The sequence below is a fragment of the Pseudomonas sp. 2822-17 genome, assembly GCF_002742485.1.
Taxonomy (GTDB): Bacteria; Pseudomonadota; Gammaproteobacteria; order Pseudomonadales; family Pseudomonadaceae; genus Aquipseudomonas; species Aquipseudomonas cyclaminis.
The window spans coordinates 49,214-66,120 of record NZ_LJRZ01000049.1 but is presented as its reverse complement, the minus strand read 5'-3'; the positions used below and the strand labels follow the sequence as shown (position 1 = coordinate 66,120).

The window sequence follows — 16,907 nt, the reverse complement described above, 5'->3', positions numbered from 1 at the left end:
AACGACGGGGTGAGGATGTTCGAGGAAGAAAACGCGCAGTGGGGCCTGGTGCATGCCCTGGTGCTGGACGGTAAAGGCGGTGCGCGTTCGATTGCCCGGACTGAGCTCGATGACTTGCAACTGCAGCCCCAGGAAAGCCTGTGGCTGCATTGGGATCGCAGCCACCCGCAAACGCAGACCTGGCTGCGTAAATCCAGTGGCCTGAGCGAGTTCGCCTGTGACCTGCTGCTGGAGGAGAACACCCGCCCGCGCCTGTTGCCGTTGCCGGAGGCCGAGCTGCTGCTGTTCCTGCGTGGGGTTAACCTCAACCCCGGCGCGGAGCCGGAAGATATGGTTTCGGTGCGTATCTTCGCCGCCGCGAGCCGTGTGATTTCACTGCGTCTTCGCCCGTTGCGGGCGACCGATGAACTGCTGGTGCAACTGGCAGAGGGCAAAGGGCCGAAAACCGCGTCCGAACTCATCCTTTATATGGCGCAGTACCTGACCAACAAGGTGCAGGATCTGGTCACGGACCTGTCTGAAATCGTGGATACCGAGGAAGAAAAACTCGATACCGACGAACGGTACACTCCGGAGCACGGCAGCGTGTTGCAGATCCGCCGGCGAGCGGCCGGGCTCAAGCGATTCCTGGCACCGCAGCGGGACATCTTTGCCCAACTGACGCGGATCAAATTGCCGTGGTTCTGCGACGACGATGCCGACTACTGGAACGAATTGAATAACAGCCTGACCCGCTATCTGGAAGAGCTCGAATTGACCCGCGAGCGCGTGGGGCTGGTGCTGGAGGCCGAAGACAGGCGCTTGAGCGTGCGCATGAACCGCACCATGTACCGCTTCGGGATCATCACCGGGATCTTTTTGCCCATGAGCTTTTTGACGGGGTTGCTGGGTATAAATGTGGGCGGTATACCGTTCTCTGAGAGCCCTTACGGATTCATGGTGGCGTGCCTGTTAATGGTGTCTGTAGCGCTCGGACAATGGTGGCTATTTCGACGATTACGCTGGGTTTGAGCTGAATATCAGCTGAACGTAGGAAGGGTCCTATGTGACCCCAGGAATTTTACCCTCGTCTTTTAAATCACTTGCGAGAGGTCTCTATGCACGATCCGTTCGAACAGTCTTTACGTGACATGCTCAATGCCTCGCCGTCCAACCGTGACGACGATGCCTGCCTGGGCCGCGTGTTGAAAACCGCTAACCGCCAGGTGGGCGCGGGTGACCTGTTCGGTCTGCTCGGCCGCTGGGTGCCGGCCTTGATGATGGCCCTGAACAACGGTTCGGCCCACGTATCGCCGGTTTCTCGTCGTAAACCTCTTGCTCGCACTGCTGATAAGGCTGATTGAATATGGAACTTGATCTCTGGACCCAGAGCCTGGTCACCGCGATGACCGCATTGTGGACCAAGGTGGCGAATTTCATTCCCAACCTGTTTGGTGCGCTGGTCCTGGTATTGCTGGGTTTTGTCGTCGCCAAATTGCTCGACACCCTGTTGTCCAAATTGCTTGCAAAACTCGGCCTCGACCGCCTGATGGCAGGCACCGGCCTGACCAAGCTGCTGGGACGCGCCGGGCTGCAGGTGCCGATCTCCACGTTGATCGGCAAGATCGTTTATTGGTTCGTTTTGCTGATTTTTCTGGTTTCTGCGGCTCAATCCCTTGGACTTGAGCGAGTTTCAGCTACGCTCGACATGCTGGCGCTGTATTTGCCGAAGGTTTTCGGTGGTGCGCTGGTGCTGCTGGTAGGTGTTCTGCTGGCGCAACTGGCCAATGGGCTGGTGCGCGGCGCTGCCGAAGGCGTGGGGCTGGACTATGCTGCTGGCCTGGGGCGGATCGCTCAGGGGCTGGTGATCATCATCAGTATTTCGGTCGCGATCAGCCAGTTGGAGGTCAAGACTGACCTGCTCAACCATGTGATCGTGATCGTTTTGATTACCGTTGGTCTGGCCGTTGCGCTGGCCATGGGCTTGGGAAGCCGGGAAATTGCCGGCCAGATTCTTGCGGGAATCTATGTGCGTGAGCTGTATCAGGTAGGGCAACAGGTGCGTGTAGGCGAGGTCGAAGGGCAAATCGAAGAGATCGGCACAGTCAAGACAACAGTGCTGACCGATGACGGTGACCTGGTGTCGTTGTCCAATCGGATTCTCCTTGAGCAGCAGGTCAGTAGCCGCTAACCCGGTAAACCCTGCTAATGTACGCCGCCGCAAACCCGGCTGACCGGGCTGTAGCGGACATTGACCTGACTGTCGGCACGACTTGTTTTGAATAAAGCCCAAACGCTGTCCACGCGCTACGACCCCCGTGAGCTCTCTGATGAGGAGTTGGTCGCGCGCTCGCACACGGAGCTGTTTCACGTAACTCGCGCGTACGAAGAATTGATGCGCAGGTATCAACGCACTCTGTTCAACGTTTGTTCAAGGTATTTAGGGAACGATAGAGATGCGGACGATGTCTGTCAGGAAGTGATGCTGAAGGTGCTGTACGGCCTGAAGAACTTCGAGGGCAAATCGAAGTTCAAGACATGGCTGTACAGCATCACCTACAACGAGTGCATCACGCAGTATCGGAAGGAACGGCGAAAGCGTCGCTTGATGGACGCTTTGAGTCTGGACCCCCTTGAGGAGGCGACCGAAGAGAAGGCGCCGGCACCCGAGGAAAAGGGCGGACTCGATCGCTGGCTGGTGTATGTGAACCCGATTGACCGGGAAATTCTGGTGCTACGTTTCGTCGCAGAGCTCGAATTTCAGGAAATCGCTGACATCATGCACATGGGTTTGAGTGCTACAAAAATGCGTTACAAACGTGCTCTAGATAAATTACGTGAGAAATTTGCGGGCGAGACTGAAACTTAGTGCGTGGCAAATATCTCTTACGTGTAGGCAAGTTCTGTTAGACTTGTCGCCGAGTTGTCCCCCGGTTTGTGGGACTGCTTTACAATCACCAGATGGGGATTTAACGGATGAAACTGAAAAACACCTTGGGCTTGGCCATTGGTTCTCTTATTGCCGCAACTTCTTTCGGCGTTCTGGCACAAGGCCAAGGCGCAGTTGAAGGCGAGCTGTTCTACAAGAAGCAGTACAACGATAGCGTCAAGCACATCGAAGACGGCTTCAATCCTGGCGCTCGCATCGGTTACTTCCTGACCGACGACCTGTCCTTGAACCTGTCCTACGACAAAACCAACCACACCCGTTCGAACGACGGTACTGGTAACCAGAAGATCAAAGGCGATACCGGCAGCCTGGTTGCCCAGTATCACTTCGGTCAAGCTGGCGTTGACAGCCTGCGTCCATACGTAGAAGGCGGTTTCGGCCACCAGAGCCGTACCAACGTTCAAGCTGACGGCCACAGCGGTCGCGACCAGACTACCTTCGCTACCGTTGGTACTGGCGTGAAGTACTACTTCACCAACAACCTGTACGCTCGTGCCGGTGTTGAAGCTGACTACGGTCTGGACAACGGCAAGTGGGACTACTCCGCACTGGTCGGCCTGGGCGTAAACTTCGGCGGTAACGCTGGCGCAGCTGCTCCAGCTCCTACCCCAGCACCAGCTCCAGAGCCAACTCCAGAGCCAGAAGCTCCAGTTGCTCAGGTTGTTCGTGTTGAGCTGGACGTTAAGTTCGACTTCGACAAGGCCGTTGTTAAGCCTAACAGCTACGGCGACGTGAAAAACCTGGCCGACTTCATGGCTCAGTACCCAGCTACCAACGTAGAAGTTGCTGGTCACACTGACTCCGTAGGTCCAGACGCTTACAACCAGAAGCTGTCCCAGCGTCGTGCTGACGCTGTTAAGCAAGTCCTGGTTAAAGACGGCGTTGCTCCTAGCCGTGTAACTGCTGTTGGTTACGGCGAATCCCGCCCAGTTGCTGACAACGCAACTGAAGCAGGTCGTGCTGTTAACCGTCGCGTAGAAGCGTCGGTTGAAGCTCAAGCTCAGTAATTACTGAGTAGAAAAAAGCCCGGCTCAGGCCGGGCTTTTTTTCGCCTGGAATTTGCCTCAGGCACTGGCCTGTGCTGCAAAGTGAGCAGCCTGCTCCGTGGCGGCAACGCTGCCGATCACCAGGATTGCCGGGCTCTTCAACGCGAAGGCGTGGGCATCCTCGTGCATCCGCGACAGCTCGCTGCGGCATTCGCGCTGCTGGGGCAGTGATGCATTTTCGATCATCGCCACCGGCATATCCGCTGCCATCCCACCTTCGAGCAATTGCTGGCGAATCTCCTCCAGCTTGGCCACCCCCATATACACCACCAATGTCGTGCCACCTTCAGCCAGCGCGCGCCAATTGAGCCGGCTGTCGTCCTGAGTGTGCGCCGTGACCAGGGTCACACCTCGGCTGACACCGCGTAACGTCAGAGGAATCGCGCAGTTCGTCGCTCCCGCCAACCCTGCGGTGATCCCATTGACCAATTCCACCTCGACGCCGCGCTCGCGCAACCATATGGCCTCTTCGCCACCCCGTCCGAAAATGCACGGGTCGCCGCCTTTGAGCCGAACTACGCATTTTCCTTGGCGGGCATAACGCAGCATCAGGCGGTGGATAAAGTCCTGCGGTGTAGAACGGCAGCCGCCGCGTTTGCCCACGGTAATCACGCGAGCCCCGGCGCAGTGCTCCAGCACGGCCGGGTTGACCAGATCATCGATCAACACCACATCGGCTTCGTTCATGGCTCGTACGGCCTTGAGGGTCAGCAACTCCGGGTCGCCGGGGCCTGCGCCCACCAGCCAGACTTTTGCGTTCATGTGTTTTCCCTCGCGTTGAGACTGCGTCAGCTGTGAAAGAGTGAGTAGAGGAGCACCAGATTGAGGAACATCGACAGCAGCGCCAGGGTTCGCCAGACCTTCAACGGCTCTCGCTCCAGCAACGGCCGGGGACGAATGTTCAATTCCTGGCGATCCGCCTGCTCCAATACCCGCAACCACTCTTCGGCGGTTTCGTAGCGTTGCGCGGGTTGAGCGGCCACGGCCCGTTCCAGGCTCAGCGGTAGCCAGTCCGGCAGGTCGGGGCGATAACGGCTGGCGCTGACCGCCTGGGTAAACCGGGGCCGTTGGAAGGCTTCGATTTCACCGTAGGGGTAATGCCCGGTCAGCAGGTAATACAAGCTGACGCCTACGCTGTATAAATCCTGCTGGGGCGTAGGACTGTCGCCATTAAACGCTTCGGGCGCGATAAAACTAGGGGTGCCAGGCAGCACATGGGCGCGGTCCTCTGAAAGGCCGGGGCAGTAGGCCAGACCGAAATCCAGCACGCGCAATTCACCGTCATCCCCCAGCAGCAGGTTTTCCGGTTTGATATCGCGGTGCAGAATCTGCCGTCGATGCAGCATGCCCACTGCGCGCAGCAAGCGCTCGGCCACCGCCTGCCATTGCGCCAGAGGCAGCGGGCCTTGCCGCTCAAACAGCTCGGCGAGGGTCTGCCCTGGGTATTCACGCATCACGTAGTACAAATGCTGACGCCCGCTGGCCGCATGGACTTCAGGAAACGCCCGACCGGCGACCCGCCGCAAAAACCACTCTTCCGACAGCAATGCCTGGCCGGCGTCGCTGTCATCGTCGCGGCTCAAGGGCAGGGTTTTCAGCAGCCAGGGTTGCTGCTGGGCGTCGCGTACCCGGTACAACAATGACTGCCTGCTTTGCGCCAGCACGGCGTCCACTTGCCAGCCTTCAAAGTGTTGCCCGGCTTTCAAAGGCGGTGGCAAGGGCCATTGCTGCAACTGCACCAAAGCATCGCCGAGGGTGGCTTCGCCGAGGGTGTCGACACGCACCAACAGCGCGCTGGCATTGTCCTGACTACCTGCTAGATGCGCGGCGTTGACTAGAGTGTTTACCGCCAGATCCAGGTCACTTTGTTCACGCAGGATTGCGCTGATGCTGTGATCGCCCAGGGTCGCCCACACGCCATCGCTGAGCAGCAGGAAACAATCACCCTCGCGCAATTGACCGTCGAGAAAATCCAGCACCAAGTGCTGATCCAGGCCCAGCGCGCGCTTGAGCACATGCTGCATGCCCGGCTGCTCCCACACATGGTCTTCGCTGATGCGCTGCAACTCGCCGTCCAGCCAGCGATACACCCGGCAATCGCCGACATGGGCCAGGGTGAAGCGCTGCCCGCGAAAGACCAGGGCACTGAGGGTGGTCAGCAACGGCTGACCACCGCCATTGGCCTGCAGCCAGCGGTTCTGTGCGAGCAGCAAGCGCTCCAGTGCCTGGGCCACGCCCCAGGTTTGCGGCGTGGCGTAGTAATCCAGGGCCAGGGCCTGCAGGGTCGAGCGGGCGGCCAGGCCACCGTCAGCACACTGGCTCACGCCGTCGGCCATGGCGCACAGGTAGCCTTTGCTCGCCGCCAGTTCCGCGGCGGGGGTCACCACCCGCAGCGCGTCCTGGTTTTCCGCCCGTGGGCCGATGGCGCTGGCGTGGGCGACGCTCAGTTGCAGGCTCATCAGACGCGCGCGGCGGTCACGGCCGCCGAACCCCAGGTGGTCCTCCAGCGGCGCTTGACGCCATGCAGGCCGAACCAGGCCAGCACGCCCAGGCTCGCGAACAACCACAGGGCCAATTGATAGCTTCCGGTGCTCTGCTTGATAGCACCCATGCCCGCCGCCAGGGCGAAACCGCCGATGCCGCCGGCCATGCCGATCAGGCCGGTCATCACGCCGATCTCACGACGAAAACGCTGTGGCACCAACTGGAACACGGCGCCATTGCCCGCGCCCAGACCGAGCATGGTGCAGACGAAAAGAGCCAGTGCCGCGTAGGAGCTGGGCAGGTTGAAGCCGACTGCCGCAATGCAGATGGCAGCGACGCTGTACATGCCGAGCAGCGTGCGAATCCCGCCGAAACGGTCGGCCAGTGCGCCGCCCAGAGGGCGCATCAGGCTGCCACCGAACACGCAGGCGGCGGTGTAGTAGCCGGCGGTCATGGGGCTCAGGCCGTATTGGTCGTTGAAATAGCCGGGCAGGGCGCTGGCCAGGCCGATAAAGCCGCCGAAAGTCACGCTGTAGAAAAACATGAACCACCAGCTGTCGCGGTCGCCCAGGGCCTTGAAGTAATCAGCCATGGACTTGGCTTTTGGCCGCTCAGGGGCATTTTTTGCGAGCCAGGCGAAGACGATCAGGGTCAGGATCAGCGGGATCAGCGCAAAGCCGAACACGTTGCTCCAGCCGAATGCCGCCGCCAGTACCGGGGCCAGCAACGCCGCGAACACCGTGCCCGAATTACCGGCACCGGCAATGCCCATGGCCTTGCCCTGGTGCTCGGCCGGGTACCACTGGGACGCCAGCGGCAATGCCACGGCAAAGGATGCGCCGGCCATGCCGAGGAACAGTCCCAGCAACAAGGCTTGTTCGTAGCTGTGAACGCCTAGTTTCCAAGCGCCGAACAACGCCACGATCACGATCACCTGGCCAATCAGCCCGGCTGTCTTGGGCGACAGTTTGTCGGCCAGCATGCCCATCAAGAAGCGCAACACAGCGCCCGCCAGGATCGGCGTCGCTACCATCAGGCCGCGTTGTTGCGTGGTCAGGTGCAGGTCGGCGGCAATCTGCACTGCCAGCGGGCCCAACAAATACCAGACCATGAAGCTCAGGTCGAAATACAGGAACGCGGCAAACAGGGTCGGGGTGTGCCCGGATTTCCAGAAGCTTGATTTCATCACGCACCTCAACGGTTGGGAGTCTTGTAAGAAGGCCTGGTGATGGAACAGCCAGCTAAGGCCGCCCCACCGGCCCCGTGCTGCGGGGGCCAAAACGAAAAAACGCCGCCACCGGGTTCGCGAGGGCAAACCGGATGTGCGACGTCTTTGTCGTGGAGGGGCAACCGCCGTTGGTTACCTGTGATGATTACTTAGCAAGTCCTGCGCCAACCTTCTACGAGTGTTCAGCCGAGCAACTCACTCATGGCGATAATCTGCTCGGCCACCTGGATCAGTTTCTGCTGGCGGCTCATGGCTTGGCGGCGCATCAGGGTGTAGGCCTCTTCCTCATTGCAGGCTTTCATTTTCATCAACAGACCTTTGGCCAACTCGATACGCTTGCGCTCGGCCAGTTGCTGATCACGCTCGTGAAGCTGGGCGCGCAAGGCCTGGTCGCTTTCAAAGCGGGCCATGGCCACGTCGAGGATCGGTTGCAGGCGCTGGGCCTGTATGCCCTCGACGATGTAGGCACTGACCCCGGACTTGATGGCCTGGCGCATCACATTCGGGTCGTGCTCATCGGTAAACATCACGATCGGCCGGGGCTGGTCGCGGCTGACCAGCACCACTTGCTCCATCACATCGCGGCCCGGTGACTCGGTATCGATCAGAATCACATCTGGGCGCACTGTTTCGACGCGTGCTGGCAGGTCGATGGTCAGTCCGGATTCATCGATCACCTCGAAGCCGGCTTCGATCAGTGCTGTGCGCAGGCGCCCGACCTTGCGCGGAGTGTCATTGATCAACAGGATTCGCAGCATAGATGTGCTCCTGTCAGCGCAAGGCTTGGCGGTTGGCGTGGTCGGCGAGGGCATGCAGCCGGAAGCTGTGGGCGTAGCCGACGGGATCCGAGCCGTCCCAGACCTTGCCGTCGATCAACTGGCTGCTGCGCATGTCCTGGCTTTGCGGGGTGATGCCCAAGGCGTCGGCCGCCTGGCGATAAAGCGCCAATTGCTGGACCTGGCGGGCAACGCCTAGATAGTCAGGGTCATCGCGCAGCAGGCCCCAGCGTCGAAACTGGGTCATGAACCACATGCCATCGCAGAGGTACGGCAGGTTCACTTCGCCACCGGCAAAAAAACGCAGGGCATGGGGGTCCTGCCAGTGGTTGCCCAGGCCGTCATCGTAAGTACCCAGCAGACGGGGTTCGATGCAGTCGAGCGGTGCGTCAAGGTACTCGCGGCCGCTGAGCAATTGCGCGGTGGAACGCCGGTTCTCGGTACTTTCTTCAATAAAACGGCTGGCTTCGAGAATGGCCATGACCAACACACGGGCAGTGTTGGGGTATTGGTCGACGAAGGCCTGGGTACAGCCGAGCACTTTTTCCGGATGGTTCGGCCAGATCGTTTGGGTGGTTGCCAGGGTAAACCCCTGATTTTGTGCGACTGCGCTGGCACTCCAGGGCTCTCCGACGCAAAAGCCATCAATCCGTCCGGCCTGCAGGTGCGCGACCATTTGCGGGGGCGGTACCACCACGCTGTCCACATCCTGTAACGGATGAATGCCCTGACTCGCCAGCCAGTAGTACAGCCACATGGCGTGGGTACCTGTGGGAAAGGTCTGGGCAAAGGTCAGTTTTGTTCGGCTTTGGTGCACGTGACGGTCCAGCGCCTCAGGAGTGACCACTCCTTGCTGTTGCAGGCCGTGGGACAGGTTGATGCTTTGACCGTTCTGGTTCAATCCCATCAACACGGCCATGTCGGTGGGCGCAACGCCGCCAATGCCCAGGTGAACGGCATAGATCAGCCCGTACAGACTGTGGGCGGCGTCCAATTCACCACTGACCAGTTTGTCCCGCAGGTTGGCCCACGAAGTTTGGCGCTTGAGGTTGAGTGTCAGGCCATAGGGTTGTGCGAAGCCCTGGGTGGCGGCCACCACCAGTGAGGCGCAATCGCTCAGAGCCATGAAGCCCAGGTCGAGGCTGCTCTTTTCCGGAGCATCACTGCCGTTGACCCAGGCCCGCGGGTCGTTCGTCGGGCTGCTGCCTACCGAATCGTTCATCAACACCTACCTTTTCTTTCAAAAAAAAGCGTCGTTCCCTCAGATGGCGATGCGAGGCCATTGCGGGTAACGACGCCTTTGTCCGTAAGCCCGTTCCGCCGTTGGAGTGGGCTCTGATACAGAGTGCAAAGCAAGGCACATGCCACGGGCCGACAAGGACGGTCGGCCGTCAACTTTTCATCAAGATTGAAAGTGGGCGCCCTCTCAGTATGGCCGCTTCTCACTGCCGGACCGGCCAGGAAACCCAAGGTGTACGCTGACTTCACCGTAATGATGCCCCGCTTCTGGCTCCTGCTTGCCGCATTGATGCTGGGCGGCAACGGCGCCTGGGGGGATACCTATCAGGCACAGGACGAAAGCCTGCATACCGTCTTTACCGTCTTGTCCGTGCCTTTAGGCCTGCCCATCGTTGTGAGCCGTGACGTAGCGCGGACACGCATCAGTGAACTCATTGATCTCGATACGCCTCAACACGCGCTGGAGACGCTTGCATTGCAATACAGCTTGATCTGGTACAGCGATGGCCAGGTGCTTTATCTCTATGACGCAAGTGAGGAAAAAAGCTCGGCAGTGGCGTTGCGGCATATCTCCGTTGACAGGTTTCGCAGCCTCATGCGTCGCGCGGGGATTGATGAAACACGCTATCCGTTGCGGGTGAGTGGGGCGCGGACGTTTTACGTGTCAGGCCCGCCCAATTATGTCGACCACGTATTGCACCTGGCCCAATTGATGGACCGCGAGCGTGCCGATTTACGCGCAGGTACCCAGGCGTTCGCAGTGGTGCAGGTGCTCAATACGCATGTGGCAGACCGCGAGTACGGCATGGGCAACGAAACGGTCACCGTGCCGGGAATCGCGTCGACGATCAAAACCGTGCTGGCTGCTGAACAGAAGGGGCCGCTGGCAGACAAGAGTCTGGCCGTAATCGCCTACCCGGATACCAACAGCCTGCTGATCAAGGGCAAACCTGCGCAGTTGAGTGTTATCGAGCGACTGGTGGCAGAACTGGATACACCCAAGCGGTCTGTCGAGGTTTCGTTATGGATGGTGGATGTCGATCGTGACGAACTGAAAAAGCTCGACCCTGCCTGGGATAAGGACGCCAAAACTCAGGCCACGCGAATTCTGGCGCCGCTGGACGATAAGCGTCTGATGGCGCAAATCGCCGCTCTGGAACGCCGGCGGCGAGCGAGGGTGACGACGTTACCGGTGATCCTCACCCAGGAGAACGTGCCGGCGGTGTTTCAGGACAACCACACCTTTTACCTGCCCCATCCCGGAGATGACTCAGCCGACTGGAGGCCTGTGCGTTATGGCGCACAAGCGTGCTGCCGCGTTTCGCCGAAGCGAACCAGATCGAGATGCTGCTCCACATTGAGGATGGTCGCCAACTGAGCGAAGCAGGGCGGGGCGCAAAACCGGCTGCGGTCGCGAGGGTGGGTATCAGCAGCGTGGTGCGGGTGCCACAGGGCAAGCGCCTGTGGCTGGGCGCGTTTAGCCGCGAGGCGCGCGAGTCGAGCCGTAGCACGGTAGCGTCGGGAGCCGCCAAGGTTCGCCTGTTTGTGATTCAGGCCAGGGCCGTGGACAGCGAGTTGAAGTCGCCGGGATCAGGCCTTGGTGCGCCCCCGTTGACGGCGGCTCAATACGAGCGGGTGCAGCGTGCGTTTGTGCGTCCGGGTCGCGATATCTCTCCGTGAACAAGGTGTTAGCCCATGCATTTGGAAATTCTTCTACAGGAACAACGGGTCAGTCGCAGGCGCCTGGCAGCCTTTGCGCCTGGGAAGGTGCTGCCGTTGGCGCCTGAGGTTATTCACTGTGTGGAATTACGGGTTGATGGCCTGTTGTTCGCCTTGGGTGAACTGGTGCAGTTGGAGGACCGACTAGGGGTAGAACTGCACGAAGTTTACGAGGGGGTGGGAGCCGCTGGCGGGTAGAGAAAAGTCTTACGGGTAGGCCCTGAAAAGTCCTGAATATATGGGCTTTTTCTTACGGTGGAATGTAAGGCAGGTTTTTATAGTTGTGAGATGGGCGCTAGAGCCGGTAGTGGAAATAGGGGCTTCAATGTCAGTAGTCGGATGCCGAGGTAGATATGGCCGTCGTGAGTGATGGAGTGACGGTGAATTCCCAAGTCTTTTCCCAGTGGACCCTGCATGGCGATGGCCGTCTCACCGGCGAGGGCGTTGATGTGCAACTGCCGCCCAAGGAGTGGCATGTGTTGCGTTTGCTGCTGGTCTCAGGTGGCGTGCTGATGACCAAGGATCAATTGCTGGAGCTGGCCTGGCCCCAAGGGGAGGTCGCCGAAGAATCGCTGACGCGGTGCATTTATTCGTTGCGCAAGCACTTGGGTGCAGACAAGGGGTTTATCAAGACGATATACGGTCGAGGGTATCGCTTTACCTGCCCGGTGAGGGCTGTGTCGCCAGTTCAAGGTCGCACCGGGCACCAGGAGCATGTGTGTTCGGCCTGTGGTCAAGTCAACCATGGGTAAGGTGTGGCGCGCAGTGCTGTTGCTTGGGGTCTTGATGAATGGCAATCAGGCCTTGGCCTTTTGCTGGGAGGAAACGGCCCGTCGCTACGATATCGAGCCGGAGTTGCTGCAAGCGATCGCTGCCGTGGAGTCGGGCTATCGACCAGACGCGATGAATAACGCCAACAGTAATGGCACCCGGGATATTGGTCTGATGCAGATCAACAGCATCCACTTGCCTCGTTTGCTCAAGCTGGGCATCACCGAAGAGCGGCTGTTGAGTGAACCCTGCCTCTCGGTGGAAGTGGCGGCGTCGATACTGGTCGAGTTCATCCAGCGCTTTGGTTATAACTGGACGGCGGTGGGGGCCTACAACGCCGGACCAGGTCCCGGGCCACTGCGTGAGGCGCTGCGCATGCGCTATGCAGAAAAAGTCTGGGGGCGTTATGAGGCTTTGGTACAGCAGCGCTATTGACGTTTGGGCGGCACGCCTCGCGTGCAGCCCGTCACCCCGGCTATAATCGCCGCCACCTTTCGCCGCCATCCGAGTCTAGCCCGCCCATGTATACCCTGGCCCGCCAGCTGTTGTTCAAACTCTCCCCGGAAACCTCCCACGATCTGTCCCTGGACCTGATCGGCGCCGGTGGCCGTCTGGGGCTTAATGGCCTGGTATGCAAGGCCCCGGCAAAGATGCCGGTGTCGGTAATGGGGCTCGACTTCCCTAACCCGGTCGGACTGGCCGCCGGCCTGGACAAGAACGGCGCGGCCATTGATGGTTTTGCACAACTGGGCTTTGGTTTTGTCGAGATCGGCACCGTGACGCCGCGACCGCAACCGGGTAACCCCAAGCCGCGTATTTTCCGTTTGCCGGAAGCGGAGGCGATCATCAATCGCATGGGGTTCAACAACCTCGGCGTCGATCACCTGCTGTCGCGGGTTGAGGCAGCGAAGTACAAGGGCATCCTGGGCATCAATATCGGCAAGAATTTCGATACACCGGTCGAGCGTGCAGTCGATGACTACCTGATCTGCCTGGACAAGGTCTACGCCCACGCCAGCTACGTCACCGTCAACGTCAGCTCGCCCAACACGCCGGGCCTGCGTAGCTTGCAGTTTGGTGATTCCCTCAAGCAATTGCTCGAAGCGTTGCGTCAGCGCCAGGAAGACTTGGCTCTGCGCCATGGCAAGCGCGTACCGCTTGCAATCAAGATCGCCCCGGACATGAGCGACGAAGAAACTGTGCTAGTGGCTCAGGCCCTGGTGGATTCCGGTATGGACGCGGTGATCGCCACCAATACCACCCTCAGCCGTGTTGGCGTCGAAGGGTTGGCCCATGGCGATGAAGCAGGTGGCCTGTCGGGTGCGCCGGTGCGGGACAAGAGCACTCACATCGTCAAGGTACTGGCTGCTGAGCTGGCCGGGCGTCTGCCCATTATTGCGGTGGGTGGTATTACCGAAGGCAAGCATGCGGCCGAGAAGATCGCCGCCGGCGCAAGCCTGGTGCAGCTGTACTCCGGCTTTATCTACAAGGGCCCGGCGCTGATTCGTCAATCGGTGGATGCCATCGCCGCATTGCGTTGAAGGATCGCCCATTAAAAAGGGCTCCATAAAGGAGCCCCCTGGGCCGAAGCCCGCCGCCCGGATAGGACGTGCGTGGTTAAGTCGTTACATATTCGTGGTGATGTCGGAATTAAGTGCCCTTGATTAGCCGACGGCGTGAAGTTCGTTGAGTCTGTGGATTCCCGCAGTGCCAGTCATACCGTCCCAGTTGTCGCCGCGTCCTTCTCGCCAGCCGTTGATCCAGGCTTGGCGTACCGACGGTAGAGTAAATGGGCAAAGCTCACGGGATTTGCCATGAACGCCATATTGATATCCGCGTAAAAATGCTCTTTCCAACGGATCACGCTTAAGTCTTCTCATAGGGTGTTTCCCTCACTTGTTGACTGTCTTGATATCCTTCGGCCTCGTCTGAGGCCGGGCAGAGTTTTTCTGCCGTTGGTGGGCCCGCTGCCGGCGTGGCGAGCCTAGGTGTCGACGTCGTTACGGCGCCAACCTGTGTTGAGTTCTAACCAATAGGTCACATGGATTCAATGATCGTTTTGTCATAAGCACGTAACGATAACGATGCTATAGCCATAAGCTGGGATGGCTTTTCGCCCCATTTGTGCAGCAAAGCCAGCTATGATGCACCCTGCACAGAGGAAGGATTTAATCCTTTAGTGAGAATGTCCCCCTGTTGCGGTCGGTTACTATTCGACGAAGGGTCGGAATATTTCTTTTTGTTGCTTCAAAAATTCACTCTGCCCCGTCAATAAAGGCTCAAGGGCCCGTCAGACGGGGTGGGACGGCACATTCGTGCCACGCGGGCACTCTTCAAGAAAAGTGCTTGATTGAAAACCGAGCCGGCGATGCGTCGCCCGTTCATTTATTGCTGAAAAGCTTGGATTGCCCCATGTCGGACCGTTTTGAACTCTTCCTCACCTGCCCCAAGGGCCTCGAAGGCCTGCTGATCGAGGAAGCCGTCGGGCTTGGCCTTGAGGAAGCCCGCGAGCACACCTCGGCCGTGCGCGGCATGGCCGACATGGAAACCGCCTACCGCCTTTGCCTCTGGTCGCGCCTGGCCAACCGCGTGTTGCTGGTACTCAAGCGCTTCCCGATGAAGGACGCCGAAGACCTTTACCACGGCGTGCTGGATATCGAGTGGGCCGACCATATGGTCAGCGACGGCACCCTGGCCGTGGAATTCAGCGGTCACGGCTCGGGCATCGACAACACCCACTTCGGCGCGCTGAAGGTCAAGGATGCAATCGTCGACAAGCTGCGCACCCCGACCGGTGAGCGCCCGTCCATCGACAAGATCAACCCGGACCTGCGCATCCATCTGCGCCTGGACCGTGGCGAAGCGATCCTCTCCCTCGACCTTTCCGGCCACAGCCTGCACCAACGCGGCTACCGCCTGCAGCAGGGCGCAGCACCGCTGAAGGAAAACCTGGCGGCCGCGATCCTGATCCGTGCCGGCTGGCCGCGCATCGCTGCCGAAGGCGGCGCGCTGACCGACCCGATGTGTGGTGTGGGTACGTTCCTGGTCGAAGGCGCGATGATTGCCGCCGACATGGCGCCCAACCTCAATCGCGAACTGTGGGGCTTCACCACCTGGCTTGGCCACGTGCCGGCGCTGTGGAAGAAACTGCACACCGAGGCCACTGAACGTGCCGCCATCGGCATGAACAAGACCCCGCTGTGGGTGCGTGGCTACGAAGCTGATCCACGGCTGATCCAGCCTGCGCGCAATAACATCGAGCGTGCTGGCCTGAGCCATTGGATCAAGGTGTACCAAGGCGAAGTCGGCACTTTCGAGCCGCGCCCGGACCAGAACCAGAAAGGCCTGGTGATCTGCAACCCACCCTACGGCGAGCGCCTGGGTGACGAAGCCAGCCTGTTGTACCTCTACCAGAACCTCGGCGAGCGGCTGCGCCAGGCGTGCATGGGTTGGGAGGCGGCGGTGTTCACCGGCGCGCCGGACCTGGGCAAGCGCATGGGCATCCGCAGCCACAAGCAGTATTCGTTCTGGAACGGCGCCTTGCCGTGCAAGCTGCTGCTGATCAAGGTCAACCCAGACCAGTTTGTCACCGGCGAGCGCCGCACCCCGGAGCAGCGCCAGGCCGAACGTGAGCAAGCCGCTTACGATCAGGCCCCGGTGGAGCCACAAGAGCGCCAATACAACAAGAACGGCAATCCGATCAAGCCAGCCCCGGCCCCCGTGGTCGAGCAGGCGCGCCTGAGCGAAGGCGGGCAGATGTTCGCCAACCGCCTGCAGAAGAACCTCAAGCTGCTGGGCAAGTGGGCCAAGCGTGAAGGCGTGGATTGCTACCGTGTGTACGACGCCGACATGCCGGAATACTCCATGGCCATCGACCTCTACCACGATTGGGTGCACGTACAGGAATACGCCGCACCGAAGTCCATCGACCCGGAAAAAGCCTCCGCACGCATGTTCGATGCCTTGGCGGCTATCCCCCAGGCGCTGAACATCGATAAGAGCCGTGTGGTGGTCAAGCGTCGCGAGCGCCAGAGCGGCACCAAGCAGTACGAGCGCCAGAGCGCCCAAGGCAAGTTCACCGAGGTCAGTGAAGGCGGCGTGAAGCTGCTGGTCAACCTCACCGATTACCTGGATACCGGTCTGTTCCTCGACCACCGCCCGATGCGCATGCGCATTCAGAAGGAAGCGGCCGGCAAGCGCTTCCTCAACCTGTATTGCTACACCGCTACCGCCAGCGTGCACGCTGCCAAGGGCGGCGCGCGCAGCACCACCAGCGTTGACCTGTCCAAGACCTATCTGGACTGGGCACGTCGCAACTTCTCCCTCAACGGTTTTTCCGACAAAAACCGCCTGGAGCAGGGCGACGTGATGGCGTGGCTGGAAGCCAGTCGTGATGAGTTCGACCTGATCTTCATCGACCCGCCGACCTTCTCCAACTCCAAGCGCATGGAAGGTATCTTCGACGTGCAGCGTGACCACGTGCAGTTGCTGGATCTGGCCATGGCGCGCCTGGCACCGGGTGGCGTGCTGTACTTCTCGAACAACTTCCGCAAGTTCGTATTGGAGGACAACCTCAGCGAACGCTACGCCGTCGAGGAAATCAGCGACAAGACCCTCGACCCGGATTTTGCGCGCAACGCCAAGATCCACCGCGCCTGGAAAATCACGGCGCGCGGATAACCAACAACCTAAAGCCGCAAGCCTGGTTTATTCCG

Annotated in this window: 16 protein-coding genes and 1 pseudogene; 11 read left to right on the top strand and 6 right to left on the bottom strand. The window is 59.9% G+C overall.

Translation table 11 applies throughout. From position 1 onward, the window contains the following. The first annotated feature begins 15 nt into the window (after positions 1 to 15). The 5 genes from AOA60_RS00450 (at position 16) to AOA60_RS00430 (ending at position 3,936) form a co-directional block, all read left to right on the top strand. Positions 16 to 1,011 carry a zinc transporter ZntB gene (locus AOA60_RS00450; protein ID WP_099582703.1) on the top strand — a complete coding sequence of 332 codons (996 nt, stop codon included), beginning with the start codon at positions 16 to 18 and terminating at the stop codon, positions 1,009 to 1,011. A gap of 86 nt (positions 1,012 to 1,097) precedes the next feature. Then, positions 1,098 to 1,343, top strand: coding sequence for a hypothetical protein (locus AOA60_RS00445; protein ID WP_025854229.1), 246 nt, complete (start codon positions 1,098 to 1,100; stop codon positions 1,341 to 1,343). 2 nt (positions 1,344 to 1,345) lie between these two features. Beyond that, on the top strand, positions 1,346 to 2,170 hold the full coding sequence (locus AOA60_RS00440; RefSeq protein WP_003175519.1) for a mechanosensitive ion channel domain-containing protein: 825 nt from the start codon (positions 1,346 to 1,348) through the stop codon (positions 2,168 to 2,170). Positions 2,171 to 2,257: 87 nt separating this feature from the next. Continuing rightward, entirely contained in the window at positions 2,258 to 2,848 is a 591-nt protein-coding gene (gene sigX / locus AOA60_RS00435) for an RNA polymerase sigma factor SigX (protein ID WP_099582702.1), read from the top strand. Positions 2,849 to 2,955: 107 nt separating this feature from the next. Beyond that, positions 2,956 to 3,936, top strand: a complete 981-nt coding sequence (locus AOA60_RS00430) for an OmpA family protein (protein ID WP_003175517.1) — start codon at positions 2,956 to 2,958, stop codon at positions 3,934 to 3,936. A 57-nt stretch (positions 3,937 to 3,993) separates the two neighbouring features. On the opposite strand, the gene cobA is transcribed toward AOA60_RS00430, so the two are convergent. From cobA to AOA60_RS00405, 5 genes are all read right to left on the bottom strand, one after another. Then, entirely contained in the window at positions 3,994 to 4,737 is a 744-nt protein-coding gene (cobA, locus tag AOA60_RS00425; protein WP_099582701.1) for a uroporphyrinogen-III C-methyltransferase, read from the bottom strand. Positions 4,738 to 4,763: 26 nt separating this feature from the next. Continuing rightward, positions 4,764 to 6,434: a bifunctional protein-serine/threonine kinase/phosphatase gene (locus AOA60_RS00420; protein ID WP_099582700.1), complete on the bottom strand. Its 1,671-nt coding sequence runs from the start codon at positions 6,432 to 6,434 to the stop codon at positions 4,764 to 4,766. Next, positions 6,434 to 7,645 carry a NarK/NasA family nitrate transporter gene (locus AOA60_RS00415; protein WP_099582699.1) on the bottom strand — a complete coding sequence of 404 codons (1,212 nt, stop codon included), beginning with the start codon at positions 7,643 to 7,645 and terminating at the stop codon, positions 6,434 to 6,436. Before AOA60_RS00415 ends, AOA60_RS00420 begins: the two co-directional genes overlap by 1 nt. A gap of 224 nt (positions 7,646 to 7,869) precedes the next feature. Further along, positions 7,870 to 8,445: an ANTAR domain-containing response regulator gene (locus tag AOA60_RS00410; protein ID WP_099582698.1), complete on the bottom strand. Its 576-nt coding sequence runs from the start codon at positions 8,443 to 8,445 to the stop codon at positions 7,870 to 7,872. Positions 8,446 to 8,458: 13 nt separating this feature from the next. After that, on the bottom strand, positions 8,459 to 9,685 hold the full coding sequence (locus AOA60_RS00405; RefSeq protein ID WP_099582697.1) for a CmpA/NrtA family ABC transporter substrate-binding protein: 1,227 nt from the start codon (positions 9,683 to 9,685) through the stop codon (positions 8,459 to 8,461). A 273-nt stretch (positions 9,686 to 9,958) separates the two neighbouring features. On the opposite strand from AOA60_RS00405, the pseudogene sctC reads away from it, so the two are divergent. From sctC to AOA60_RS00380, 5 genes and pseudogenes are all read left to right on the top strand, one after another. Further along, positions 9,959 to 11,382 (top strand): annotated as a pseudogene (sctC, locus tag AOA60_RS00400) (type III secretion system outer membrane ring subunit SctC). Positions 11,383 to 11,397: 15 nt separating this feature from the next. Next, complete coding sequence (locus AOA60_RS00395; RefSeq protein ID WP_099582696.1) at positions 11,398 to 11,619, top strand: FliM/FliN family flagellar motor switch protein; 222 nt, start codon at positions 11,398 to 11,400, stop codon at positions 11,617 to 11,619. A gap of 155 nt (positions 11,620 to 11,774) precedes the next feature. After that, entirely contained in the window at positions 11,775 to 12,173 is a 399-nt protein-coding gene (locus AOA60_RS00390; RefSeq protein ID WP_099582695.1) for a winged helix-turn-helix domain-containing protein, read from the top strand. Further along, positions 12,166 to 12,627, top strand: coding sequence for a transglycosylase SLT domain-containing protein (locus AOA60_RS00385; RefSeq protein WP_178075292.1), 462 nt, complete (start codon positions 12,166 to 12,168; stop codon positions 12,625 to 12,627). The genes AOA60_RS00390 and AOA60_RS00385 overlap by 8 nt, the downstream gene beginning before the upstream one ends. A gap of 86 nt (positions 12,628 to 12,713) precedes the next feature. Next, a complete protein-coding gene (locus tag AOA60_RS00380) occupies positions 12,714 to 13,733 on the top strand; it encodes a quinone-dependent dihydroorotate dehydrogenase (protein WP_099582694.1) in 1,020 nt (339 codons plus the stop codon). Between the two features lie 123 nt (positions 13,734 to 13,856). On the opposite strand, the gene AOA60_RS00375 is transcribed toward AOA60_RS00380, so the two are convergent. Beyond that, on the bottom strand, positions 13,857 to 14,072 hold the full coding sequence (locus AOA60_RS00375) for a ribosome modulation factor (RefSeq protein WP_002553055.1): 216 nt from the start codon (positions 14,070 to 14,072) through the stop codon (positions 13,857 to 13,859). A gap of 532 nt (positions 14,073 to 14,604) precedes the next feature. Between AOA60_RS00375 and rlmKL the strand changes: the two genes are divergently transcribed. Then, a complete protein-coding gene (gene rlmKL, locus AOA60_RS00370; protein ID WP_099582693.1) occupies positions 14,605 to 16,872 on the top strand; it encodes a bifunctional 23S rRNA (guanine(2069)-N(7))-methyltransferase RlmK/23S rRNA (guanine(2445)-N(2))-methyltransferase RlmL in 2,268 nt (755 codons plus the stop codon). Positions 16,873 to 16,907 lie beyond the last annotated feature (35 nt).